Here is a 23580-nt window from a genome sequence, read left to right as displayed (position 1 = left end):
CCCTTTTTTGGGATCAGGCGGCGTCGGGCTGGTTTTCCGGACGCGCGCTGTCGAAGGCGTCCAGCGCTTGGCAGGCCGCCTCGATACGGCGCAGGGTCGGGTACGGCGTCAGGTCCAGGCCGAAGCGGTGTGCGTTGTACAGCTGCGGCAGCAGGCAGATGTCGGCCAGTCCGGGGCGGTCGCCGTGGCAGAAGGTGCCGGTGTCGCGGCTGTTGGCCAGCATCGCTTCCATCGCAGCAAAGCCTTCGGCCATCCAGTGCAGGGTCCACTGCATGCGGGCATCGGCCGGCAGCTGCAGGTTGCGCTCCAGATACTGCATCACCCGCAGGTTGTTGATCGGATGGATGTCGCAGGCCACCAGCTGGGCCAGGGCCCGCACCCGCGCGCGGCCGGCGGCGTCGGCCGGCAGCAGCGGCACCTGTGGGAAGCGCTCATCCAGGTATTCGAGGATCGCCAGCGACTGGGTGAGCGTATGCCCGTCATGCAGCAGGGTGGGCACCAGCTGCTGCGGATTGAGGGCGCGATAGGCGTCCAGGTGCTGCTCTCCGCCTTCGCGCACCAGGTGCACCGGCCGCGCCTCCCAGGCCAGGCCCTTCAGCTCCAGGCCGATGCGCACGCGGTAGGCGGCGCTGGATCGCCAGTAGGTGTACAGCACGATGCCGTCGTCAACCAGGATGTCCATCGCCGCCTCCATGCTCAGGGCTTGGCCGCCTGTTCGATGCGCTGCTCGATCGCACCGAAGATGCTGTTGCCCGAGGCATCGAGCATCTCGATGCGGACTACGTCGCCGAAGGACATGAACGGCGTGCTCGGCTTGCCGTCACGCAGGGTTTCGACTACGCGCTGCTCGGCGAAGCACGATGCGCCCTTGCTGGTGTCTTGGTTGGCGATGGTGCCCGAGCCGACGATGGTACCGGCGCCCAGCGGACGGGTCTTGGCCGCATGCGCGACCAGCTGGGCGAAGTTGAACTGCATGTCCACGCCCGCTTCCGGCGCACCGAACCATTTCCCGTTGATGTGGGTCAGCAGCGGCAGGTGCACCTTGCTGTCCTGCCAGGCCGCACCCAGCTCATCGGGGGTGACGAACACCGGCGACAGCGCCGAACGCGGCTTGGACTGCAGGAATCCGAAGCCCTTGGCCAGCTCGCCCGGGATCAGGTTGCGCAGCGAAACATCGTTGACCAGGCCGACCAGCTGGATATGGCCCGCAGCCTGTTCCGGGGTGGCGGCCATCGGCACGTCGTCGGTGATCACCACGATTTCCGCTTCCAGGTCGATGCCGTAGTCCTCGCTGACCACCTTGACCGCATCGCGCGGGCCGTAGAAGCCGGCGCTGGTGGCCTGGTACATCAGCGGATCGGTGTAGAAGCTTTCCGGCACCTCGGCGCCACGGGCGCGGCGCACACGCTCGACATGCGGCAGGTAGGCGCTGCCATCAACGAATTCGTAGGCGCGCGGCATCGGCGCGGCCAGCGCCTGCGGGTCGAGGTCGAACACGCCATCGGCGTCGCCGGCGTTGAGCGATTCGTACAGCGCGTTCAGGCGCGGCGCGATGTGGCTCCAGTCCTCCAGGGCCTGCTGCAGGGTGGCGGCAATGCCGGTGGCGCGCACGCCGTGGCGCAGGTCACGCGAGACGACGATCAGGGTGCCGTCGCGGCCGCCTTCCTTCAAAGAACCAAGCTTCATGGGTGGGTGTCCGGAGTCGTGGGCAAACAAGTTTCAAGTGTAATCAAATATGCGGCGGCGCCAAGCTGCAGCGCGGCATCGTGCCACCCTACCGTAGTGGGGGTTCGGCAGGGCTTGCACCCCTGCACCTGCTTCAAGCCAGGGCAACAGCCGAAGCAACAGCAACAGCGGGCATTCCGTGGGATGGCAGGGCACTGTGGGTTTGCGGGGACGCCACCGGACCCACCCCGCCACCCCTCAGGAAACCAGCTTTTGACGTTGACGTTGCTCCAGCCTCTGCGGGTGCAGGGCGCAGCCCTGCAGAGAGAACCCCTAGCTGAACAGGCCTTTTTGCGTGAAGTCTCAAACATCGTTTAGACTTGCGGAGTCTGCAGCGGCCGTCCGTTTCCCTCCGGGATCGCCGGCGACCAGGGTCCGCCCTCTTCGCCCGCCCCCACTCCGACGCCGTTCGTCACGCATTCCAGCCTGCGCGTCGTGCCGGCTGCACCCAATTCTCGCAGCGCGGTTCACGGGAACGCTCCGAGTCAGCCGATCAGTTTGATCTGCCCCCGTCTGTCCGTTCGGACAGGCGTTTCTTGTACTTGGAGCAATCTCAATGTCTTTTGAATCGCTGGGCCTGGCGCCCTTCCTGCTGCGTGCGCTTGCCGAGCAGGGCTACGAAAACCCGACCCCGATCCAGCAGCAGGCGATCCCGCTGGCGCTGGCCGGTCGCGACCTGCTGGCCGGCGCACAGACCGGTACCGGCAAGACCGCCGCCTTCGGCCTGCCGCTGCTGCAGCACCTGGGTACCGCCTCGCAGGAAGTGCGCAGCGGCCCGCGCAAGCCGCGCGCGCTGATCCTGGCCCCGACCCGCGAACTGGCCACCCAGGTGCATGACAGCCTGCGCGGCTACAGCAAGTACCTGCGCATCCCCAGCGCGTGCATCTACGGTGGCGTCGGCATGGGCAACCAGCTGGACATCCTGCGCCGTGGCGTCGACCTGCTGGTCGCCTGCCCGGGCCGCCTGATCGACCACCTGGAGCGTCGCAGCATCGATCTGTCCGGCATTGAACTGCTGGTCCTGGACGAAGCTGATCGCATGCTCGACATGGGCTTCCTGCCGTCGATCAAGCGCATCCTGGCCAAGCTGCCGAAGCAGAACCGCCAGACCCTGCTGTTCTCGGCTACCTTCGAGGACAACATCCGCCAGCTGGCGCTGGAGTTCATGCGCAACCCGGAACAGATCCAGGTGACGCCGAAGAACACCGTGGCCGAAACCATCACCCACCGCGTGCACCCGGTCGACGGCGGCCGCAAGCGCGACTTGCTGCTGCACCTGCTAGCGCAGGACAGCCGCGAGCAGACCCTGGTCTTCGCCCGCACCAAGCACGGCAGCGACAAGCTGGCCACGTTCCTGGAAAAGTCCGGCATCAAGACCGCAGCAATCCACGGCAACAAGAGCCAGGGCCAGCGCCTGCGTGCACTGGGTGACTTCAAGGCCGGCCGCGTGACCGTGCTGGTGGCCACTGACATCGCCGCGCGCGGCATCGACATCAATGAGCTGCCGAAGGTAATCAACTTCGATCTGCCGATGGTGGCCGAAGACTACGTGCACCGCATCGGCCGTACTGGCCGTAACGGTGCAACCGGCCAGGCGATTTCGCTGGTGGCGCAGGATGAAGTGAAGCTGCTGCGTGCGATCACCCGCCTGCTGGGCCGCGATATGGACATCCGCGACGTACCGGGCTTCGAGCTGCAGACGCCGATCCGCTGGGGCAACAGCGCACCGGGCAAGGCCGAGCACGATACCGGCGAGCGCGCACCGCGCAAGAGCCACGCGCGCCGTCCGCACGGCGATGCGCCACGCCATGCGCATGCGGGCCCAAAGAAGGCCGGTGGCGGCCGTCGCGAGGGCGGTGGCAATGGCCAGCAGCGTGCCGGTGCGGGCGCGGGTCAGGCCAGCGTCGTGGCGGCGGCGGCAATGGTGGCGGCCGCGGTCGTGGCCAGGGCGGCAACGGCGGCGGTCGCGCCGGCTGATCCCGCCGCACCTGCAACGCACGAAGGGGCGCAGCGCAAGCTGCGCCCTTTTTTCTGCGCGTCAGGAATCAGGCATTTCCTGAATGGATCAATACCCACTGTCAGCGTCATCGCGGGCGATGTATGCGTCGCGTGAAATTTGGCTAGACTCGGCCGGCGACATGACGTCGCAGCCGGGCCACGTCACTGCACGTCCCGGTCTGGATTGGTATCTGATTAAGGACAAGCATGATGCGCAAGATTTTCCTGGTATCCGCGCTGCTGATCAGCACTCCACTGACTGCCATGGCCAGTGACGGCATGAGCTACACGTATGTGGAAGGCGGCTGGAACCGGCTCCAGATCAGCTCCAATGCCCACAACGATCCAAAGGCCGATGGTGGCTATGTACGTGGCTCCTTCGCCGTCGCCGAACAGGTCAACGTGTTCGGCGGCTGGTCGCGCGTGAGCGATACCACGCGCTACGCCTATTCCAGTGTCAAAACCACGTTCGACCAGCCGCATCTTGGCCTTGGCTACCACATGCCGATCAGCGACCGGCTGGACTTCACCGCCGACCTGGCGTGGAACCGCCGCAGCGGCAAGAACAAAGTCCACTCCGACGGCGTGACCTACACGAACAAGACATCCGTCAATACAGCCGTCGGCAATGTCGGCCTTCGCGGCAAGCCGTCTGCAATGACCGAAGCGTGGATCAAAGCAGGCTACATCGACGGGAACAACCACTTCGATGGCACCTGGACAGGCACCATCGGTGGTCAGGTCAGCTTCAACCGTACCTGGGGTGTGGTTGCCGAAGGCCAGTTCTACGACGACTTCGCCGAGTACCGTGTAGGCGTACGCGCAAGTTTCTGATCGGGATCTGCATTCTCCTGGCCCCGGACTCCCCGTACTGCGGTGCGGGGCGTCGCTGCTTCGCGTTGTCGCGCCACACAAGGACTTGAAAGATGCGCAAGATGCTCCTGGCAACCTGCCTGTTGCTGGTAACACCACTGCTGGCGTCGGCCAGCGACGAACTCAGCTACACCTATGTGGAAGGGGGCTGGAACCGCCTGCGGCTGGACGCTGACAGCGCGGGTGATATGACCTTCAACGGCGGGTATGTGCGGGGTTCGTTCGCTGTCACACCACAGTTCCATGTAATCGCCGGCGCTTCTCGCGTCAGCGCAAGTGACCATCGGGGCGATGCGCGGGTGAAGACCACTCTCGACGTTCCGTACCTGGGCCTGGGATATCACGCACCGATCAGCGACCGCCTGGACTTCACCAGCGAGTTCGCCTGGAACCACCGTTCGGCGAAGTCGGACTATGGCGTCGACGACGAGCGGTCCCGCCAGACTTCGCGGTTCAACCAGGTGCTGGGCATGGTGGGTGTGCGCGGCAGGTTCACCGACGGCCTGGAAGGCTGGCTGAAAGGCGGCTATGCCAACGGTGGCGATGGACAGGACGCACGCTGGTATGGCGTGGTGGGCGGCCAGGTAAACATCACCGATACCTGGGGCCTTGTCCTGGAAGGCCAACTCGACAAGGACACGACCGAATACAGAGTGGGCGTGCGCGCCAGCTTCTGATCGCCGTTCCCGCTGCGCGGGGCTATCGGGGACGGCGCTGGCGCGTCGTCCTCTTCTGTTGCCGGCCAGTGGCCGGCACTACCGTTTTCCTCTTCCAGGCTCGTGCATGACATGAGCGCGCAGATCCTCAACCCCGCGCCTTGCCCGGATTCACCAGATTCCCGAAGAAGATCGCGTTGATCAGCAGGCGATCCGTACCGTGCCAGTACTTGCGATGCGCCGGATCATCGGCGAACAGCACCACATTGCCCTGCCCCTGCGCCGACACCAGCAGCCACGCACTGCCTGCCACCCGCGCGCGGTTGCGCTCGGACAGATAGCCGTTCACCCGCGGCGGCGTGTCGATGCGCACCACCGTGGAAAACGGGTTCGCGCTCGGCTGCAGCGTCACCGTGTTCTCCTTGTTGATCGCCAGCTGCCGGCGCGGCACGCCGAACGCCAGTGGATGGCTGATATCCACGTCGGCGCTGAGGATGTTGCCGCTGACCCGCTCGATCGCGGCGATATCGCGCTGGTCGCCGAACGCGCGGCGGCTTTCGTCAGCAGTCTCTTCTTCCTTGCCGAGCTTTTCGCCGTCGGCCAGCTTCTGTTCGATCGCCCACTTCGAGGCACTGCCGTAGGTCACCAGCGAACCACCGGCCTGCACCCAGCGCTTCAGTGCAGCCACTGCCGTGGCATCGACGCCCGTATAGGTACCGCCGGACAACACAATCGTGGTGTAGCGGTCCAGCGGCACCTTGCCCAGCTGCTGCGGGTCCAGCTTGCTGGCCGGCAGGTGCAGCTGCTGGTCGAGCAGGAACCACGCCGATCCGATCTCGGTGGCGGCCACGCCCTCGCCCATCACCAGCGCGACCGCAGGCTTGCGCAGCGCTTTCACGCCGTCACTGCCGAGGTCGATGCCTTCGCGGCTGCGGCCGCTGGACAGCGCGTGTACCTGTACGCCCGCCTCGCGCGCGGCGGACGTCACTGCCTCAAGCAGCGCCGCACCCTGCAGCGACTGCCCGGCAACCGGAACGACCAGGCTGCCGGCGGCGAAGCTGATGTCGCCCTGCGCGGTCGCGGTGGTGAACGGCTGGAATGCCGCGCGTGCATTCACGCCCTTGCCCTGCAGCGCGGCCAGCGCGCGCCCGGCGTTGTAGTCGCGCCAGTCGATGGCGTAGGCGAATCCGGCCTCGCCGCCCAGCACCGCGCCCTGCTCCACCGGCAGCGCGGCCACGCGTGCGCCGCCTTCGATGCGGCTGCGGCTGCCCGCAAAGGCCACGCCATACGCCGGTGCGATCGCATAGCTGGTGCTGCCGTAGAACACATCGCCCTTGATCGGCGGTGTCTCGGCAAAAATCGAATGCACCAGGCGGAACTGCGCCTGCTGTACCGGCACCACGTAGGCGCTGCCGGCATCGAAGCGCTGCCCATCGACACTGACTGCACGATCCAGCGCGCGCACCTCGATGCGATGCAGCAGCAACAGTTCCAGCAGGCGCCGGGTCAATGCAGGGTCATGCGCATCGCCGAACACGAAGCTCTTCACCGGCTGCTGCGCGGCCTGCTTCAGCGCGCCCTGGAAGAACTGCTTCTGCAGGTCGAACAGCCCGCTGCGCTCGGTCACCGCGCCACGCACCGTGCCCAGCCCGGTGGCGACCTGGTTGCGGATGGTGAAGGGGAAGGTCAGCAGGCCATTCACCGATTCCTGCACGCGGCCGCGCGAGCTGGCCTGCTCGACGGTAACGCCGACGGCGCCATGGAAGTCCGGATAGGTGGAACCGTACACCGGCGAGAAATTGTCGAAATTCTCGCCCGTGTAGTACAGCGAACCCAAGGCATCCAGCGCCTGCGCGTGGTACTTGGCGAGGGTCTTGTTGAATTCATACGACGCCGCCGGAATCAGCGGGCTGTGCATGCTCTTCGGCGAGGGCTCGAAGTAGTAGGTGCTGTCCTTGCCCATCTCGTGGAAGTCGATCTGCACGTTCGGGTACCACTGGTGGAACACCTCCACCTTCGGCCGTGAGTCCTGCTGGGTCAGGGCCAGCCAGTCGCGGTTGAGATCGGTGAAGTAGTGGTTGGTGCGCCCTTGCGGGAACGGCTCGACGTGCTCCTTGTCGGCCGGGTCGGCAGAGGCTGGATCGGAGGCCCAGGCGTTGTGCCAGTTGGCGGCGCGATCGCGGCCATCCGGATTCTGTGCCGGGTCGAACAGCACCACCGCCTGCTGCAGCCACTGCTGGGTTTCGGCACTGCGGTTGGCCACCAGGTAGTACGCCGTCAGCATCGCCGCCTCGGCACTGGAGGTCTCGTTGCCATGCACGCTGTAGCCCAGCCACACCACCACCGGGCTGTCACCGGCGGCGCTGCGCGGCTGCGCCGGATCGGCCAGGGTCGCGTGCTGCTGGCGGATCTGTTCCAGCCGCGCATGATTGCCTGCAGCGGTGACGGTGGCGATCAACAGCGGGCGACCTTCATAGCTGCGGCCGATCTCGCGCACGCTGATCTTGTCCGAGCGCTTGGCCAGTTCCTGGAAGTACGCCACCAGCTGGTCGTGCCGGGTGTAACGGCTGCCGATCGGGTAACCGAGGAACTGCTCCGGCGTGGGCACCGCTGCATCGAACGCCGCTGCGTCGGTGACCTGCGGGAAGAAGTACGCACTCTGTGCCTGCGCCGGCTGCGGCGAGGACAGTGCGGTGGCGGCGGCAAGCAGCAGCGGAAGAACGGCACGGCGATGCAAGGACACGGTGACTCCCCTGGAACACAACGGCAGACGATCGCGCGGCCGGTCCCCTCAGGTGACCGGCCGCGGCGGATGGATCAGAAGCGGTAATCGAAGCCCAGCGTGAAGTAGCGGCCACGCAGGTCGTACTGGCTGAAGTCATACGGCGCGCGGATGCCCGGGAACGAGGCGTCGTACGGCGGTGTCTTGTCGGCCAGGTTCTGCACCTTGGCATACACGGTCAGCTTGTCGATGCCGGTGTAGGCCAGGTACAGGTCGTACTGGCTGTAGCTGCCGACGCGCTGCTGCACGGCCTTGGCGGCGGTGCTGGCTTCCTGGCGGTAGCTGCTGGTGTAGTACCAGGTCACGGCCGCGTTGAAATCACCGTACTTCCAGTCCAGCGTGGTGGTGGCCTTGTCCTTGGGCAGGGTCGCGCCCAGGTTGCTGCCCGCGTAATCCACCAGCGGGCCACCGACCACGGTCGGGCGACGGTAGTCGCGCACGTGGGTGTAGGCCGAGGACACGGTGAAGTCACCCAGTGCTGCGGTCGGGATGCGCTGGCGCAGCTCGACGTCGATGCCCGAGGTCTTCAGCTCGCTCAGGTTCTGGTAACGGTTGTAGACCGCCTGCAGCTTGCCACGCTCATCGCGCTGCACCGCGCCGGCCACGTTGTCGTTGACCAGGGTCTGGGTGTTGTTGGTGCCGACCAGGTTGTCCAGCTGGATGCGGTAGTAGTCCACGCTCAGGTTGGTGTTGGCCCACGGCGACAGCACCACGCCGAAGTTCACGCTCTTGGTGCGCTCGGGCTTCAGCGCGTTGTTGCCGACGGTGAAGAAGGTGGGATTCTGCCGCGAACCCGGCACGTCCGGATCACGCGGATCGACCACGCTGCCGTAGGCGATGCTGGTGCTATTGGAGTTTTCCGACAGCGACGGTGCGCGGAAGCCCTTCGACGCCGACGCTCGCACCAGCAGGAAATCCAGCGGCTGCCAACGCAGGCCGAGCTTCGGCGAGAACGCATCGCCGAAATCATCGTAGTGATCGGCACGCGCGGCGGCGGACAGCTCCAGCGTCGACGCCAGCGGCACGTTCACTTCGGCATAAGCGGCACTGACCTGGCGCTTGCCGTGCACTTCGGCGATGGCCGGGCGCACCTGCAGGCCGGCATCGATCTGCCATGGGTTGTTGGAATCGAGCTTCTCGCGGCGCCACTCGGCACCGGCAGCGAATCCGATCTCGCCGGCCCAGGTGTGGCCCAGGCTGCCGGAGATCTTGGCGTCGATGCCCTGCAGCTTGGATTCTGCCGGACGCAGCGTGGCGATGTTGATCGAGTCGCGCACCGACTGCGGCGTGGCCGCCGGGTTGAGCAGGTTGTAGCTGCCCGTGGCCAGCGCATCGGCCAGTGCCCAGCGATTGGCGAAGCCACCGGAGACGCTCTCGCGTTCGCTGCTGCGCGCACCGAATGCAGCCACTTCCCAGTCCCAGTGGGCGGTGGTGCCACGCAGGCCGAATACGCCGCGATAGGCCGTGGATCGGTTGGTCTTGATCGTGCCGCCCAGGTCGAAGAAGGTGTACTCGATCGGGATCGCACGACCGTACGGGTTGTAAGGATTGCTGGCCGGCAGCAGCGACGACACCGGCTCGGCCAGGCCGCTGTTGGCGTTCAGTGCGAAGCGGCCGCTCTCCAGGGTGAAGAACGGGCTGCTGCCGAACCACGCGGCGCTCTTGATCTGGCTGTACAGCACTTCGCCGAAGGCCTCGACGTTGTCGTTCAGGCGGAAGGTACCGTTGGCGTAGGCCTGGTAGCGCTTGGTCGAGGGGATCAGCGTGGTGAACGGTGCCTGGTTGAAGCCGCAGGTGTCGCCGGCCAGGCCATCGATCGGCGCGCTGGCCACGCGGGTGGTGCCGGTCGGGCAGTTACCGTTGGCATCGAGCATCGGCACCGAGATGCCGTTGACCAGGTAGCGCGCGCCCTTGGCCGACCAGCCGTTCCAGCGGCCACCCGGCTTGTCGGTGTAGATGCCGCTCCTGGTCAGGTTGCGCTCGTCCTGGTCCAGGCGCTCGCGGTTGTACCCCTGCAGGCTGAAGAGGATGTTGTAGCCATCGGTGTCGAGATCACCGAGGCCGCCGACGAACTTCAGGTTCTGCTCGTGCAGGCCGCCCTGGTCGGCACCGCCGAAGCTGCCGCCGATCTCGGCGCCTTCGAAGTTCTGCCGGGTGATGATGTTGACCACGCCGGCCACGGCGTCGGAGCCGTACACCGCCGAGGCACCGTCCTTGAGCACCTCAATGCGCTCGACCGCGACCAGCGGCAGCGCGTTGAGATCGACGAAGGTGTCGGACAGGCCGCCGGCCGGGAAGCCGTAGTTGGCCAGGCGGCGGCCGTTGAGCAGCACCAGCGTGTTTTTCTGCGACAGACCTCGCAGGCCGATGCCGGCCGAGCCGGAGGCCCAGCCGTTGTTGGTGGTTTCGTTGCTGGCGTTGCCGGTGTTGGCCGAGATCGAACGCAGCACATCGGCCACGGTGGCCTTGCCGGTCTGTTCCAACTGCTGGCGGCCGATCACCTGCACCGGGTTGGAGGCCTCGGTATCGGTGCGCTTGATGTTGGAACCGGTGACGCGCACGGCGGCCAGGGTGCTGGCGTCGCCACTGGCGTCGGCGGAGGTTTCGGCGGCGGCGGACAAAGGCGCGGCCAGAGCGACGGCCAGGGCCGCCACGAGCAGGGTGTGCTTGGGCATGACGATGTGGGGGGAGGTGGTAAGGGCGACGAAGTTCCGCAGTAGTCCATGCCTGGCCGGGGTTCGGCCAATAACATCTCTTCATACGGATATAAGAGAAACTATCATCTCTTCATCCGGATGGAAATACTTACTTCACAAAAGCCCAACATCCGCTCAGGCCGGCCGGCCACCTGCGGCGTACAATCGCGCCATGGAAATCTTCAAAGTCTTCATGCTCGAGGCGGCGCACCGCCTCCCCAACGTGCCGCCGGGGCACAAGTGCGCGCGCCTGCACGGCCACTCGTTCCGGGTGGAACTGAAGGTCGAGGGCGAGCCCGGTGCGCAGACCGGCTGGATCATGGACTTCGGCGACGTGAAGGCAGCCTTCCAGCCGATCTACGACCGCCTGGACCATCACTACCTCAATGACATCCCCGGCCTGGAGAACCCGACCAGCGAGAACCTGGCGGTGTGGATCTGGAACGAACTCAAGCCCAGCCTGCCGGCGCTGAGCGAGATCACCGTGCACGAAACCTGCACCTCCGGTTGCCGTTACCGCGGCCCGGCGGCCTGATCAACCCATTGATCTGAAAGGTGTTTCAAAGGCGCCGTGGGCGCCTTTGTTATTTTTGTTGCATTGCCGCATCAACGGCGTATGCTGCATTGCATCAAGTCACTCCCTGATGCCCCATGGCCGCCGCCTTCAGCGATCGCTTCAGTGATGCCACCCGCCAGTTCGCCGCCGCGGCAACGCGTGCGAACCGGTTGGCATTGGAGAACGCGGAAAGCATGTTCGGCGTGCAGCTGAAGGTGATGGAGCGCAACCTGACCGCGACCGGCGGCTGGCTGGGCGAACTGGCCCGCAGCGACGACGCGGCCGGGATGCTCAACAAGGGCGCACAGCTGTGGCAGGACAACCTGCAGCGGCTGGGTCAGGCCCAGCAGGACGTGGTCGGTCTCGGCCTGGTGGCCGGCAAGGCGTGGTCCGAACTGGTGCAGGGCTACAACGAATCAACGGCGGACGCGAACAACCACTGACGCGACGCAACGCTCATTGCGTGGGTCCCTCCCCCCACGCAATCCGGACCCGGCAGATCCCTCCCTCTGCCGGGTCTTTTTTTTGTCTGGCGTCCGGATACCGAAGTGCGTCTTCGTCCGACGTCTCTGCAGGCTGGAGGGCCCCGCCGGGGCGGGCAGGGGCCTGGACAAATGTCCCCCGGCGCCGGCCCTTGGCCGTCACCTCCTCCTTTACCTTGCCCAGACCCCTGCCTGCCCCGACGAGGCTCGGCTTACGGCAGGTAAAGCGCAGCGCTCGTGGCGCCTTTCAACGAGGCGCCGACGAACTCCGAACGCAGGGCGGATGCCCTTGCGTACGAAGTAAAGGGGGAGGTGACGGCCAACGGCCGGCGCCGGAGGACATTCGTACGCAAGGGCATCCGCCCTGCGCCACGCTGATTCAGTCCGCTGCACGCAATGCAGAAACGGCTCAACGCCCGCGATTGACGTGCCAGTGCTGGTGCCACGCCTGGAACATCAACACGTTCCACAGGTGCGTGTGCCACTTGCGCTCACCCCGCAGGAACGCTTCCCAGATGCCGCGCACGCGTGCCGCATCGAAGCAGCCCTGGTTGCGCAGCAGCTGCGGGTCCAGCAGCGCCTCGGCCCAATCGCGCAGCGGGCCGGCGAGCCAGCGTGCCATCGGCGGGCCGAAACCGCGTTTGGGCCGGTACACCAGCGGCTCCGGCAGATAGCGTGCCAGCAGGTGCTTGAGAATGCGCTTGTGCTCACCGTCGTGATACTTCAGGTGCTGCGGCAGCCGCCAGGCCAAGCGCACCACTTCCATGTCCAACAGTGGCGCACGGGTTTCCACCCCGGCCGCCATGCCGGCACGGTCGACCTTGGCGAGGATGCCCTCAGCCAGATCCATACGGAAATCCAGCAGCTGGATGCGGGCTTCGGCCGGCAGCGCCGTGTCCTGCTGCTGGAAGATCGTCATCGGCTCGCGCGCGCCCAGCACCACCTGTGCCGGCTGCCGCCAGCGCGTCACGCGCTGCAGGTAGTGACCTTCCACGTCATTGGCGGCGACCTCGGCCACCAACGCACGCCAGCCGCCCAGGCGGCCACGCTCGACGTTCATGCGGTTGCCGCTGCGCCGCGCCAGATCGCGCACCCAGTCCGGCAGGCCACCGCACAGGCGCGCATTGCGCAGCGCGCGGCCATAGCTCGGGTGGCCGAAGAACAGTTCATCGCCACCGTCGCCGGTGAGCGCCACCGGCTTGCGCGCGCCCAGCAGTTCACTGGCCAGCAGGGTCGGCAGCTGCGAGGCATCGGCGAACGGCTCGCACCAGACCTGCGGCAGCCGCTGCAGCAGATCCAGGCCCTGGCGCGCGTCCATCCGGTGCAGATGGTGCTGCACGCCCAGATGCCGCGCGACCTGCGAGGCCCAATCGCTCTCGTCATGGCCGGGATCGTCGAAACCGACCGTCCAGGCCTCGATCGGCAGGGTCGATTGCGCCTGCATCATCGCCGTCACCAGCGACGAGTCGGTGCCGCCGGACAGGAACGCGCCACAGGCCAATGGCGAGTGCATGCGTGAAGCGATGGCCTTCTGCAGTACGGCTTCCAGCTGGTCTGTGGCCTGCTCAAGGCTCGGCGCCGGCAGCAGTGGTTCCTGTAATGCGCTCTGCATCGCATCGCGTGCGCACCAGTAGCGCGCGCCCCCCTGCGCGGCCTGGCTGGAGTAACCCGCAGCATGGTCGCTGAGATCGATGCGCAGCACCGCGCCGGCCACCAGCTTGTGGATGCCCCGGTAGATGGTGTGCGGCGCCGGCACATAGTCGTGGCGCAGCAGCAGGCTCAGCGCATCTTGGTCGATGCTCGGCGCGAAGCCGGCGAACGCCTGCAGCGCCTTCATTTCGGAGGCGAACAGGAACTGGCCCTGGTACCAGCCGTAGTACAGCGGCCGCTCGCCGACCGGGTCACGGGCCAGCCACAGCGCGCGCGACTCCCGATCCCAGACACTGAAGCCAAATGCTCCCTCGATGCGCGACAGCGTCCGCTCCACGCCCCATTCAACAATCGCCTGCAGCAGCAGCCGGGCATCGCTGCAGCTGCGCGGCAGCTCGCGCAGCTGCGACTGCAGGTCGGCGCGGTTGTACAGGCGGCCGTCCAGGCACAACACGTAGCGACCGCAGTCAGAGCTCAGCGGCTGCAGCGGCGTGTCGGTCGGCGCCCGGCAGTGCCCCAGTGCGAGGCCGGCCTCGGCGTCGGTCCAGTAGCCGATGCGGCCCCGGCCGCGCTGCTGCAGGGCGCGCAGCATCGGCGCCAGCTGCTGCAGCAGATGCTCGTCCTCGGCCGGCGGCAGCCAGGCGCCAACCACGCCACTCATCGGGCACCTCCGCAGTGGCAGCGGCGGGACGGGTTCAGCAGGCAGGGGGCGGCGGGCGACATGGGGGCGGCACGCGGAACGGAGGAGACTCCATGCTCAGCCCGTCCCCCGCCCTGCGTCAGTCGCGTTGCTGTCAGCGATGGTCACCGGACGTATCACGAAGGTAACGTTTTGTAACGGCAACCGGCTATGCTGGGCGGCAAGTTGTTGCCGGGGCTGAGACCCGGCCGGTGCGCCAGCAACCCCGGCTGAATGGCGCCCGCCCCCGGGACCCGGGCGGCCCGAAGGCTGGGATAGCATCGCCGCGCTCGTGCCGTGGCGGTACGTTTGCGTCCACGGAGGCCTTGAAAATGCTGGATATCGTACTGGTCGAAGACGATGCCCGCCTGGGTACGATGGTCAGTGACTATCTGCAGCGGCATGGTTACCAGGTCGCCCACGAGCGCAGCGGCGAGCGTGCGGTGACCCGGATCCTGGCTGAGAAGCCGGCCCTGGTCCTGCTGGATGTTGGTCTGCCGGACCAGGACGGTTTCGAAGTGTGTCGACAGATCCGGCCCCACTACGACGGCATCATCTGTGTGCTGACTGCCCGCACCGACAACATCGATCAGGTGCTGGGACTGGAGCTGGGGGCCGACGATTACATCGGCAAACCCATCGAACCGCGGGTGCTGCTGGCCCGCCTGCGTGCGCACCTGCGCCGCCATCGCCGGGTCGAACCGCGCGACGGCAGCCTGCGATTCGGCGAGCTGAGCATCGACCCTTCCACCCGCAACGTCCACCTGCAGGGCAGCCTGCTGGAGCTGACCACGGCCGAGTTCGACCTGCTGTTCCTGCTGGCCAGCAACGCCGGCCAGATCCTGGACCGCGATGCACTGTTGCGCGGCCTGCGTGGCATCGCCTTCGACGGCCTGGACCGTTCGATCGATGCACGCATCTCGCGCCTGCGCCGCAAGCTGGGCGACAACCCTGAACAACCGGAGCGGATCAAGACCGTCCGTGGACGCGGCTATCTGTTCAGCCGCTCGGCATGGGGATGAAGCGCACGCCTTCGGCAATGCGCGGCCACGCCTTCCACTTCCTGCGCTACGGCATTGGCTTCCTGGTTGCCCACCTGCTGCTGATCGTGCTTGGCCTGTGGGCCTGGGATGCACTGCTGGAAGACCGCACCGAAGCCAGCCTGCTTGCCGAGATGCGCGGCACCCATGTGCTGCTGCAGCAACGCTTCGCGGAAACACCACGCGAGCAATGGCCCGCCCTGGCACGCGGGCTCGACGCTGACTTCGCCTACGCCCTGCGGATGGTGCCGCTGGCCGAGGCGGAGAAGGCGCTGTCGGCCAACCAGCGACCGCCGTTCAACAACGGCCGGGTGCAGATCGACCTGGAGCACATGCGCAGCCTGCAGCGGATCGGCGACAGCGACTACGCGGTGATGCTGGGGCCACTGGACGAAGCGCTGCCGGACGAGGGCTGGCAGGACAGCGAAGTGTCCGGCGTGGCGATCCTGCTGCTGATCCTGATGGTGGCAGTGGCACTGCCGATGTACGTGATGGTCTACCGCCTGTGGCGCGATGTCTCGCAGCTGGCCCAGGCGCCCGGCAGATGCGCGACGGCCAGCTGGATACCCGCGCGCCGCGCGCCGGAACCGCGCTGGTGCGGCCGCTGGCCAATGCCTTCAATCACATGGCCGAGCAGCTGCAGCAGCTGCTGGAAAGCCAGCGCGTGCTGGCCCAGGCGGTGGCGCACGAAGTCCGCACGCCATTGGCGCGGATGCGCTTCGGCCTGGCCGACCTGGAGGACACCGCGCTCGACGATGTGCAGCGCGATGCGCTGGGCGGGCTGCGTACCGATGTCGATCGGCTGCAGCACCTCACCGATGCCGGTGTCGAGTACGCCGCGCTCGGCCGCTGTCACCAGCTGACCCGCCAGCGCCTGCAGCTGGCGGCACTGGTACGTGGCGTGGTGGCCCAGTTCGCACCGCTGCCGATGCCGGTACAGCAGGTGCTGTCGCCGGCAGGCCTGGTCAACGTCAACCGGCACATGCTGGAACTGGCGCTGCGCAACCTGCTCGGTAATGCCCTGCGCTACGCACGGCGGCAGATCCGTATCGCCAGCACGGTCAACGACGGCTGGCTGTGCCTGCAGGTGGAGGACGATGGCCCCGGCATCGCACCCGAATTGCGCGGCCAGGTGCTGCAACCCTATGTGCGGCTGGATCCGGGCAGCCCCGGGTTCGGCCTCGGCCTGGCACTGGTGCAGGTGGTGGCCGACAAGCATGGCGGCCACGTTGAAGTAACCGACTCCGAACTGGGCGGTGCCTGCATCCGCCTGCACCTGCCGCTGGAAAGCGGCGGTGCCGTGGAGAGCGAGACGACCTGCTAGACCGCGGGTTCGGCACGCGGCAAGGCAAACACGAACAACGCGCCGCGCTCGCTGTCGCGCAGTTCGATCCGGCGCCCGTGCAGCTGCACGATGCGCTGCACGATCAACAGGCCCAAGCCGCCGTTCTCGCCGCGCCGTGCTCCCAACGCAGCCGGTGCCTGGAACAACTGGTTTCGCAGCGCTGGCGCCACCCCGGGGCCGTCATCGGCCACGCTGACCTCCACGCTGTCGGGCGTCGCACGCAGGCGCACATCGATCCGGCCACCTTCCGGCGCATGCCGCAACGCGTTGTCGAGCAGGTTGGTCAGCACCCGCTCGACCAGGCCCAGGTCGGCCCGCACCAATGGCAGGCCCGGCGGGAACTCGGCGTGCAGGTGCTGGTTGCGCGCCTGCGCGGCCAGCTCGAACTTCTGCACTACGTCCTGCAGCAGTTCCGGCAGCGCGAACACTTCCCACTCCAGGCGCACTTCGCCATGTTCCAGCCGCGCCAGCTCGAACAGCGCACGCGCAAGCCGGCCAACCTTGGCGCTCTGCGCCAACGCGATACCGAGGTAGCGGCGGCGCTCATCCGGCGACAGCGTAGCGTCCTTCAACGCCAGCGTTTCCAGATAGCCGTGCAGCGACGACAATGGCGTGCGCAGGTCATGCGAGATGTTGGCCACCAGTTCGCGCCGCTGCAGGTCCTGCTGGCGCAACTGCTGCCATTGCTCACCCAGCCGCTGCGCCATCTGCGCGTGTGCGTGTTCCAGGATCACCAGTTCGTCGCGCTCACCTGGGCGCAGCGGCTCCGGCGGCGGCAGCGGCGTCGGCGCATCGATGTCGAAGGCCTGGATGCGCCGGGTCAGCCGCCGCAGTGGGCGGGTCACCCAATAGAACGCCACCAGCCCGGCCAGCAGGCCGAGCCCCCCCACCAGCACGACCGACCACAGCGTGGTGTTCCATTGGCTGCCGGCGGCGAGATCGTCGGCCAGCATCTGCCGGTGCTCGCCCACCAGCACCACGTACACATAGCCGGCCTGGCGACCCTGCACGATCAACGGTGCGGCACTGAACACCTTGCGGCCGTCCGCGCTGCGCGGGTCATCGCCCAGGATCGGCAACGGCGCACCGGCCAGCAGGCGACGCAGTGGCGCCACGTCCACCCGATTGCGCACCAGATGCCCACTGGGCGCATCGTGGCCGAGAATGCGGCCCTGGTCGTCCAGCAGGTAGACCTCGACGCTGGGATTGACCGCCATCAACTGGCCGAACAGCGCGCGCACCGCCGCATCACGCATGCCGCTGGTATCCATCAGCTCGCTGCGCTGGGCGATGTGCTCGGCCAGGCCCAGCGACAGCCGCTGCACCACCTCCTGCTCGTGGCGGGTATTGGCACGCATCTGCAGCGCCAGCAGTGCCATGCAGCACATCAGCATCAGCGCGGCGATCACCGCCGCCAGCTTCTGCCACAGGTTCGGTTTGATCATGTCGCCGCCCCGGCCGGTCGACCAGCTTGTAGCCGCGCCCCCACACCGTCAGCAATCGCCGTGGATTGGCCGGGTCTGGCTCGATCTTGCTGCGCAGACGGTTGATGTGGGTGTTGACCGTGTGTTCGTAGCCATCGTGCTGGTAGCCCCAGACCTGGTTGAGCAGTTCCATGCGCGCGAACACCTGGTCCGGATGACGGGCGAAGAACAGCAGCAGGTCGAACTCACGCGGGGTCAGTTCCAGCGCATTGCCGTCCACCGAGGCGGTGCGCGCCACCGGGTCCAGTTGCAGGCCGCCCAGTTCGATTGCGCCGGCGTCGATGCGTGCGCTCTGCGCCATCGCCTCGGCACGGCGCAGCAATGCGCGCACCCGTGCCACCAGTTCCGGCATCGAGAAGGGTTTTGCCAGGTAATCGTCCGCGCCCAGTTCCAGGCCGACGATGCGCTGGGTTTCGCTGCCACGCGCGCTGATGATGATGATCGGCACATAACGCGCCATCGCGCGTGCACGCTGGCAGACCTGCAGGCCATCCACGCCGGGCAGCATCACGTCCAGCACCAGCGCATCCCACGGGCCGTCCTGCTCGAGCAGGCGCAGGCCGGCGTCGCCACTGGCGGCATGGGCGACGTCGTAGCCCTCATCGCCCAGATGCATGCGCAGCAGGTCGGCAATGTGGGCATCGTCTTCGACGATCAGCACGCGTTTGGTGGACATCGGCAGCTCGGGGCCAGTGGGGAGGCTGGCTGCATTGTGGCGCGGGATGGCTGCCGATACCTCACGAAAAATTGAATCCTGCGTGAGGATTCGTTGACCCGGGCAGGCGCAGCATGGCCCCGTCGCCCCTTCCCGGAGTCCGCCATGTCCCTGTCCCGCCGCCATCTGCTGGGCCTGGGCGGTGTTGCCACCGCCGCCGGCCTGCTCGGCCTGGGGGCCTGCAGCCGCGCCGCCCCGGCGGCCGCTGAAGCGCGCCCGCCGCGACAGTTCGAAGTCATGCACAGCGATGCGCAGTGGCGCCAGCAACTGACCCCGGCGCAGTACGCGGTGCTGCGCCAGCAGGCCACCGAGCGCCCATACAGCAGCCCGCTCAACAAGGAACACCGGCAGGGCACCTTCGCCTGCGCCGGCTGTGCGCTGCCGCTGTTCTCATCGTCCACCAAGTTCGAGAGCGGCACCGGCTGGCCCAGCTTCTGGGCGCCGCTGCACAACGCCATCGGCGAAGACCGCGACGTCACCTTCGGGATGCTGCGGGTAGAGGTGCACTGCCGCCGCTGCGGTGGCCACCTCGGCCATGTGTTCAACGACGGCCCGCGCCCGACCGGGCTGCGCTACTGCATGAACGGTGCGGCGATGGTGTTCGTTCCCGGCGCCACGGATGGCACCGCCGACGGCTGGCGGGTGCCGGTCGGTTCTTCTCCTGTTTCCGGAGCCTGACCATGCTGCTGTTGCTGCTTGCTTACCTGGGGGGCGCATTGACCCTGCTCAGCCCCTGCATCCTGCCGGTGCTGCCGTTCGTGTTCGCGCGTGCCGACCGTCCCTTCCTGCGCAGCACGCTGCCGTTGCTGCTGGGCATGGCACTGACCTTCACCGTGGTCGCCAGCCTGGCCGCGGTGGGCAGCCAATGGGTGGCGCAGGCCAACCAGGTCGGACGCTGGATCGCCCTGCTGTTGATGGCGTTGTTCGCGGTCGCCCTGCTGTGGCCGCGACTGGCCGACCATCTTCTGGCGCCGTTCCAGCGCGTGGGTGCCCGCTTGAGCGCGCGTGCCGATGCGGCGGATGCCGCGGGGCACGGCGGCGCGTGGACCTCGCTGCTGATCGGCATCGCCACCGGCCTGCTGTGGGCACCCTGCGCCGGGCCAATCCTCGGCCTGGTGCTGACCGGTGCTGCCCTGCATGGCGCCAGCGTCGGTACCAGTGCGCTGCTGCTGGCGTATGCGCTGGGTGCGATCACCGCGCTGGCGCTGGCGGTGTGGGTGGGCGGCCGCGTGTTCCGTGCGCTGCAGGCGCGGCTGGGCCTCGGCGATGTATTGCGCAAGGTGTTGGGTGTGGCGGCGCTGCTGGCCGTAGTGGCGATCGGCCTGGGATGGGATACCGGCCTGCTGACCCGCCTTTCGACGGTCAGCACTGCGCGCATCGAGCAGGGCTTGCTGGACGCGGTACCCGGTGCGCAGCCAGCGGCACCGCCGATGATGATGATGGCCGGTGCCAACGCCGCGGCCGATGCACCGTTGCCGGTGGAAGGCACCCTGCCCGCGCTGGACGGCGCCACCGGCTGGCTCAACAGCCCGCCGCTGACGAACCAGCAGCTGCGCGGCAAGGTAGTGCTGGTCGATTTCTGGACGTACTCCTGCATCAACTGCCTGCGTGCGATGCCGTTCGTGCACGAATGGGAACGTCGCTACCGCGACCATGGCCTGGTGGTGATCGGCGTACACACGCCAGAGTTCGCCTTCGAACGTGACCCGCGCAATGTGATGAAGGCCGTGCAGCAGCTCAAGGTCGAGTACCCGGTGGCGCTCGACAACCAGTACACGATCTGGCGCGCGTTCAACAACCGCTACTGGCCGGCGCAGTACTTCGTCGATGCGCAGGGCAACATCCGCGGGCACCAGTTCGGCGAAGGCAACTATGCGCGCTCGGAACAGATGATCCGTCGCCTGCTGACCGAAGCAGGCCAGACGAATCTGCCACCGCCGGCCGATCCGGCCGCCGCCGATCTGAAGGGCGTGGCCGCGCAGGCCGACATGGGCAATCTGCGCTCGCCGGAAACCTATCTGGGCCACGCCCGCGCCGAGCAGTTCGCCTCGCCCGGCGGGCAGCGCAGCGATACCGCGTTCGACTACACCTTGCCGGCCACGCTCGCGTTGAACCAGTGGGGCCTGTCCGGACGCTGGACCGTCAGCGACGAAGCCGCACAGCTGCAGCAGGCCGGTGGCCGCATCGCCTTCCAGTTCCATGCGCGCGACCTGCATCTGGTGCTGGCGCCGGGCCAGGGTGGAAAGCCGGTGCGCTTCCGCGTGCTGTTGGACGGCAAGCCGCTGCCCGCCGCCGATGCCGGCAGCGATGTCGGTGCCGATGGCAGCGGTGTGGTCGACGAGCACCGCCTGTACCAGCTGATCCGACAGCGCGGCACGATCGGCCCGCACCGCTTCGAGATCGAATTCCTTGACGCGGGCGTGCAGGCCTACGCCTTCACCTTCGGTTGAACCGGGAGCACACGATGAAACTCTCCTTTGAACAAGGCATCGCCGCCGGTGTTGCAGGTCTGGTGGCCACGGCGTTGATCGCCGGTGTGCTGCTGGTCGACCATGGCGCGGCCGCGGCGCCGGTCGAAGCCAGCGCGCAGACCCAGGCACTGCCGGCACCCACCGGCGATGCGGCGTTCCGCGATGACGCGACCCACGCCAGCGTGGTGTTCGCCGGCGGTTGCTTCTGGGGCGTGCAGGGCGTGTTCCAACACGTCAAAGGCGTGAGCAATGCGGTGTCCGGCTACATCGGTGGCAGCGCTGCCAATGCCCGCTATGAGCGGGTCAGCAGCGGCCAGACCGGTCATGCCGAAGCGGTGAAGATCGACTACGACCCACGCCAGGTCAGCTACGGGCAGTTGATGCAGGTGTTCTTCTCGGTGGCGCACGACCCGACCCAGCTCAACCGCCAGGGGCCCGACCACGGCAGCCAGTACCGTTCGGCGATCTTCACTGATGACGCCCGCCAGCAGGCGGCCAGCCGCGCCTACATCGCCCAGCTCGGCCAGGCCGGCAGCTACCGCGCCCCGATCGTCACCCAGCTGGTCAGCGGCCAGCGCTTCCATCCGGCCGAGAGCTACCACCAGAACTACATGACGAACTACCCGCAGGCGGCCTACATCCGCTACTACGACGCACCGAAGCTGACCGCGCTGGGCAAGCAGTTCCCGGCGCTGTACCGGCGCGAGGCGGCGCTGGTGCCGATGCGGTAGCCGGCATTTCCCCTTGGGCTGGCCGACGCTCGGCGGTGCTCTTCTGTAGAGCCGAGCCCACGCTCGGCTGCTGTTGGCGGAAGTGCAGCCGAGCATGGGCTCGGCTCTACACACAAAAAAAAGACGCACGGCCATCCGGCCGTGCGTTTCGAAAGACCGGCCGTGCCCCGATCAGGCCCGGCCGACAACGACATGCTAGGCTCGCCGTCATCATGGGTACAGAACCAGATGACGGGATGTTTGATGGATACAGATGACCAGACTTCGATGATTCCCCCCCGCTACCAACGGCTGTCGGATGAGTTGGCCGAAGCCATCCACGGGGGTCGCCTTCCGGTCGGCAGCCGCCTGCCTTCGCTGCGGCAGATGGCCCTGCAGCGCAGGCTCAGCCTGAACACCGTGATTGCCGCCTATCGCCAGCTGGAGGATGCCGGCCTGGTCATTCCGCGGCCCAAGGCCGGCTTCGAGGTGGCGCCGCGACTGTCGGTGCCGGAACGCTCGCTGCGTGATACCCCGTCCGCGCCCACCGCGCCGTTGCAGCAGGTACTGATGGCCCGCGTGCTGGAGGCACAACGTCGCCCCGGCGTGATCGACCTGGCCTTCGCCGGCCCGCGCGGCCGCCAGTTCTATCCAGGCGCTCAGCTGGCCCGTCACACCGCGCAGGTGCTGCGCCACGGCCAGCAGACGGTGGAGACCTATGCGCGACCGAACGGTTCACCCCGGCTGCTGGCGCAGATCGTGCGGCGTGGCCCGCGCATGGGCCTGCACACCCACAGCGAACGCCTGCTGCTGACCCACGGTGCGATGGAAGCGCTGCAGCTGGCGCTGCGCGCGGTCACCCAGCCCGGTGATGCGGTGGGCATCGAGGCGCCGTCCTACTTCAACCTGTACCCCCTGCTGGCCAACCTCGGTCTGCAGGCCATCGAACTGCCCACCCACCCACAGCACGGACTGGATGTGGATGCGCTGGATGCGCTGCTGGAGCACACGCCGCTGGCCGCTCTGGTGGTGATGCCCACCGTGCACAACCCGCTCGGCTGCACCATGCCGACCGCCGCCAAACAGCGCTTGGCCGAGCTGGTCAACGCACGGCAACTGCCGCTGATCGAGGATGCGGTGTACGCCGAGCTGCAGTTCTGCGAACCGCCGGCACCGCTCCTGAAGGCCTTCGATCGCGACGGCTGGGTGATGGTGGTCGGTGGTTTCTCCAAGACGCTGGCGCCGGACTACCGCATCGGCTGGCTGGATGGCGGGCGCTTCGCCGAGCGCATCGCGCTGCTGAAATTCCAGTCCACCGGCGGTGAGCCGCAGTTGCTCGGCGATGCGGTCGCGGCGTACCTGGAGGCCGGCAGCTACGAGCACCACCTGCACCGCATGCGTCGCCTGTATCGCGAACAGGTCGGGCGGCTGCGCCAGCTGGTGGCCGAGCACTTCCCGGCCGGCACCCGTGCCACCGAACCGCAGGGCGGATTCCTGCTGTGGCTGGAACTGCCGGGCGTGGACACGCGCGAGCTGTTCGAGCGAGCACTGCAGGAGGACATCGTGTTCATGCCCGGCCGGGTGTATTCGCGCGGCGCACGCTACCGCCACTGCCTGCGGTTGTCGTGCTGCCAGACGCTGGATGCACGCTTCATCGGTGCGGTGGAGAGGCTGGGTGCGATCGCGCGGGAGCTGGCGCGGGCTGATTGATAGGTAGA

Annotated in this window: 15 protein-coding genes and 3 pseudogenes; 11 read left to right on the top strand and 7 right to left on the bottom strand. The window is 67.3% G+C overall.

Features of this window, described 5'->3' with window-relative positions:
- Positions 1 to 13: 13 nt before the first annotated feature.
- On the bottom strand, positions 14 to 682 hold the full coding sequence (gene maiA / locus FQS62_RS02635) for a maleylacetoacetate isomerase (protein WP_154348453.1): 669 nt from the start codon (positions 680 to 682) through the stop codon (positions 14 to 16).
- A 14-nt stretch (positions 683 to 696) separates the two neighbouring features.
- Positions 697 to 1686, bottom strand: a complete 990-nt coding sequence (locus tag FQS62_RS02630; protein WP_208042935.1) for a fumarylacetoacetate hydrolase family protein — start codon at positions 1684 to 1686, stop codon at positions 697 to 699.
- Between the two features lie 595 nt (positions 1687 to 2281).
- Between FQS62_RS02630 and FQS62_RS02625 the strand changes: the two are divergent.
- The 3 genes and pseudogenes from FQS62_RS02625 to FQS62_RS02615 all read left to right on the top strand — a co-directional run bounded on the left by FQS62_RS02625 (position 2282) and on the right by FQS62_RS02615 (position 5273).
- Positions 2282 to 3702, top strand: a pseudogene (locus FQS62_RS02625) (DEAD/DEAH box helicase).
- Between the two features lie 231 nt (positions 3703 to 3933).
- On the top strand, positions 3934 to 4557 hold the full coding sequence (locus FQS62_RS02620) for a hypothetical protein (protein ID WP_164158593.1): 624 nt from the start codon (positions 3934 to 3936) through the stop codon (positions 4555 to 4557).
- Between the two features lie 92 nt (positions 4558 to 4649).
- Positions 4650 to 5273 carry an outer membrane beta-barrel protein gene (locus FQS62_RS02615; protein ID WP_208042936.1) on the top strand — a complete coding sequence of 208 codons (624 nt, stop codon included), beginning with the start codon at positions 4650 to 4652 and terminating at the stop codon, positions 5271 to 5273.
- Between the two features lie 127 nt (positions 5274 to 5400).
- On the opposite strand, the gene FQS62_RS02610 is transcribed toward FQS62_RS02615, so the two are convergent.
- Together FQS62_RS02610 and FQS62_RS02605 are read right to left on the bottom strand one after the other, a co-directional pair.
- Positions 5401 to 7995 (bottom strand): M14 family zinc carboxypeptidase, encoded by a 2595-nt coding sequence (locus FQS62_RS02610; protein ID WP_208042937.1) that lies wholly within the window; start codon positions 7993 to 7995, stop codon positions 5401 to 5403.
- Positions 7996 to 8069: 74 nt separating this feature from the next.
- Positions 8070 to 10709, bottom strand: coding sequence for a TonB-dependent receptor (locus tag FQS62_RS02605; RefSeq protein WP_088480684.1), 2640 nt, complete (start codon positions 10707 to 10709; stop codon positions 8070 to 8072).
- A gap of 193 nt (positions 10710 to 10902) precedes the next feature.
- Between FQS62_RS02605 and queD the strand changes: the two genes are divergently transcribed.
- Together queD and FQS62_RS02595 are read left to right on the top strand one after the other, a co-directional pair.
- Positions 10903 to 11265 carry a 6-carboxytetrahydropterin synthase QueD gene (gene queD, locus FQS62_RS02600; protein ID WP_049444904.1) on the top strand — a complete coding sequence of 121 codons (363 nt, stop codon included), beginning with the start codon at positions 10903 to 10905 and terminating at the stop codon, positions 11263 to 11265.
- 116 nt (positions 11266 to 11381) lie between these two features.
- Entirely contained in the window at positions 11382 to 11729 is a 348-nt protein-coding gene (locus FQS62_RS02595; RefSeq protein WP_049444902.1) for a phasin family protein, read from the top strand.
- Between the two features lie 448 nt (positions 11730 to 12177).
- Here FQS62_RS02595 and asnB read toward each other — a convergent pair whose 3' ends face one another.
- On the bottom strand, positions 12178 to 14079 hold the full coding sequence (gene asnB / locus FQS62_RS02590) for an asparagine synthase (glutamine-hydrolyzing) (protein WP_208044201.1): 1902 nt from the start codon (positions 14077 to 14079) through the stop codon (positions 12178 to 12180).
- Positions 14080 to 14429: 350 nt separating this feature from the next.
- Here asnB and FQS62_RS02585 point away from each other — a divergent pair, with 350 nt between their 5' ends.
- Positions 14430 to 15119, top strand: a complete 690-nt coding sequence (locus FQS62_RS02585; protein ID WP_049444898.1) for a winged helix-turn-helix domain-containing protein — start codon at positions 14430 to 14432, stop codon at positions 15117 to 15119.
- Positions 15116 to 16461: pseudogene (locus FQS62_RS02580) on the top strand (ATP-binding protein). Before FQS62_RS02585 ends, FQS62_RS02580 begins: the two are co-directional and overlap by 4 nt.
- On the opposite strand, the gene FQS62_RS02575 reads toward FQS62_RS02580, so the two are convergent.
- Together FQS62_RS02575 and FQS62_RS02570 are read right to left on the bottom strand one after the other, a co-directional pair.
- Positions 16458 to 17927: a sensor histidine kinase gene (locus FQS62_RS02575; protein WP_154348448.1), complete on the bottom strand. Its 1470-nt coding sequence runs from the start codon at positions 17925 to 17927 to the stop codon at positions 16458 to 16460. The pseudogene FQS62_RS02580 and the gene FQS62_RS02575 overlap by 4 nt on opposite strands.
- Positions 17928 to 17943: 16 nt before the next feature.
- Positions 17944 to 18642 (bottom strand): annotated as a pseudogene (locus FQS62_RS02570) (response regulator transcription factor); the annotation flags it as partial.
- 144 nt (positions 18643 to 18786) lie between these two features.
- Here FQS62_RS02570 and msrB point away from each other — a divergent pair.
- The 4 genes from msrB (at position 18787) to FQS62_RS02550 (ending at position 23572) form a co-directional block, all read left to right on the top strand.
- On the top strand, positions 18787 to 19359 hold the full coding sequence (gene msrB / locus FQS62_RS02565) for a peptide-methionine (R)-S-oxide reductase MsrB (protein WP_049444889.1): 573 nt from the start codon (positions 18787 to 18789) through the stop codon (positions 19357 to 19359).
- Positions 19360 to 19361: 2 nt separating this feature from the next.
- The gene (locus FQS62_RS02560) at positions 19362 to 21131 is read left to right on the top strand and encodes a cytochrome c biogenesis protein DipZ (RefSeq protein ID WP_088480679.1); all 1770 of its coding nucleotides are present in this window, start codon (positions 19362 to 19364) and stop codon (positions 21129 to 21131) included.
- Positions 21132 to 21145: 14 nt separating this feature from the next.
- The gene (msrA, locus tag FQS62_RS02555; protein WP_088480678.1) at positions 21146 to 21883 is read left to right on the top strand and encodes a peptide-methionine (S)-S-oxide reductase MsrA; all 738 of its coding nucleotides are present in this window, start codon (positions 21146 to 21148) and stop codon (positions 21881 to 21883) included.
- 243 nt (positions 21884 to 22126) lie between these two features.
- Positions 22127 to 23572, top strand: coding sequence for an aminotransferase-like domain-containing protein (locus tag FQS62_RS02550; protein ID WP_164158600.1), 1446 nt, complete (start codon positions 22127 to 22129; stop codon positions 23570 to 23572).
- Positions 23573 to 23580 lie beyond the last annotated feature (8 nt).

It is taken from the genome of Stenotrophomonas sp. SBJS02, assembly GCF_020428325.2.
GTDB classification, from domain to species: Bacteria; Pseudomonadota; Gammaproteobacteria; order Xanthomonadales; family Xanthomonadaceae; genus Stenotrophomonas; species Stenotrophomonas africana.
Note: the sequence above shows the minus strand (reverse complement) of the source record. Positions and strands in the feature narration are given on the sequence as shown.

Coding starts and splice junctions, on each gene's coding strand:
- maiA (WP_154348453.1), bottom strand. CDS start 682: ATGGACATCCTGGTTGACGACGGCATCGTGCTGTACACCTACTGGCGA.
- FQS62_RS02630 (WP_208042935.1), bottom strand. CDS start 1,686: ATGAAGCTTGGTTCTTTGAAGGAAGGCGGCCGCGACGGCACCCTGATC.
- FQS62_RS02620 (WP_164158593.1), top strand. CDS start 3,934: ATGCGCAAGATTTTCCTGGTATCCGCGCTGCTGATCAGCACTCCACTG.
- FQS62_RS02615 (WP_208042936.1), top strand. CDS start 4,650: ATGCGCAAGATGCTCCTGGCAACCTGCCTGTTGCTGGTAACACCACTG.
- FQS62_RS02605 (WP_088480684.1), bottom strand. CDS start 10,709: ATGCCCAAGCACACCCTGCTCGTGGCGGCCCTGGCCGTCGCTCTGGCC.
- queD (WP_049444904.1), top strand. CDS start 10,903: ATGGAAATCTTCAAAGTCTTCATGCTCGAGGCGGCGCACCGCCTCCCC.
- FQS62_RS02595 (WP_049444902.1), top strand. CDS start 11,382: ATGGCCGCCGCCTTCAGCGATCGCTTCAGTGATGCCACCCGCCAGTTC.
- asnB (WP_208044201.1), bottom strand. CDS start 14,079: ATGAGTGGCGTGGTTGGCGCCTGGCTGCCGCCGGCCGAGGACGAGCAT.
- FQS62_RS02585 (WP_049444898.1), top strand. CDS start 14,430: ATGCTGGATATCGTACTGGTCGAAGACGATGCCCGCCTGGGTACGATG.
- FQS62_RS02575 (WP_154348448.1), bottom strand. CDS start 17,927: ATGATCAAACCGAACCTGTGGCAGAAGCTGGCGGCGGTGATCGCCGCG.
- msrB (WP_049444889.1), top strand. CDS start 18,787: ATGTCCCTGTCCCGCCGCCATCTGCTGGGCCTGGGCGGTGTTGCCACC.
- FQS62_RS02560 (WP_088480679.1), top strand. CDS start 19,362: ATGCTGCTGTTGCTGCTTGCTTACCTGGGGGGCGCATTGACCCTGCTC.
- msrA (WP_088480678.1), top strand. CDS start 21,146: ATGAAACTCTCCTTTGAACAAGGCATCGCCGCCGGTGTTGCAGGTCTG.
- FQS62_RS02550 (WP_164158600.1), top strand. CDS start 22,127: ATGGATACAGATGACCAGACTTCGATGATTCCCCCCCGCTACCAACGG.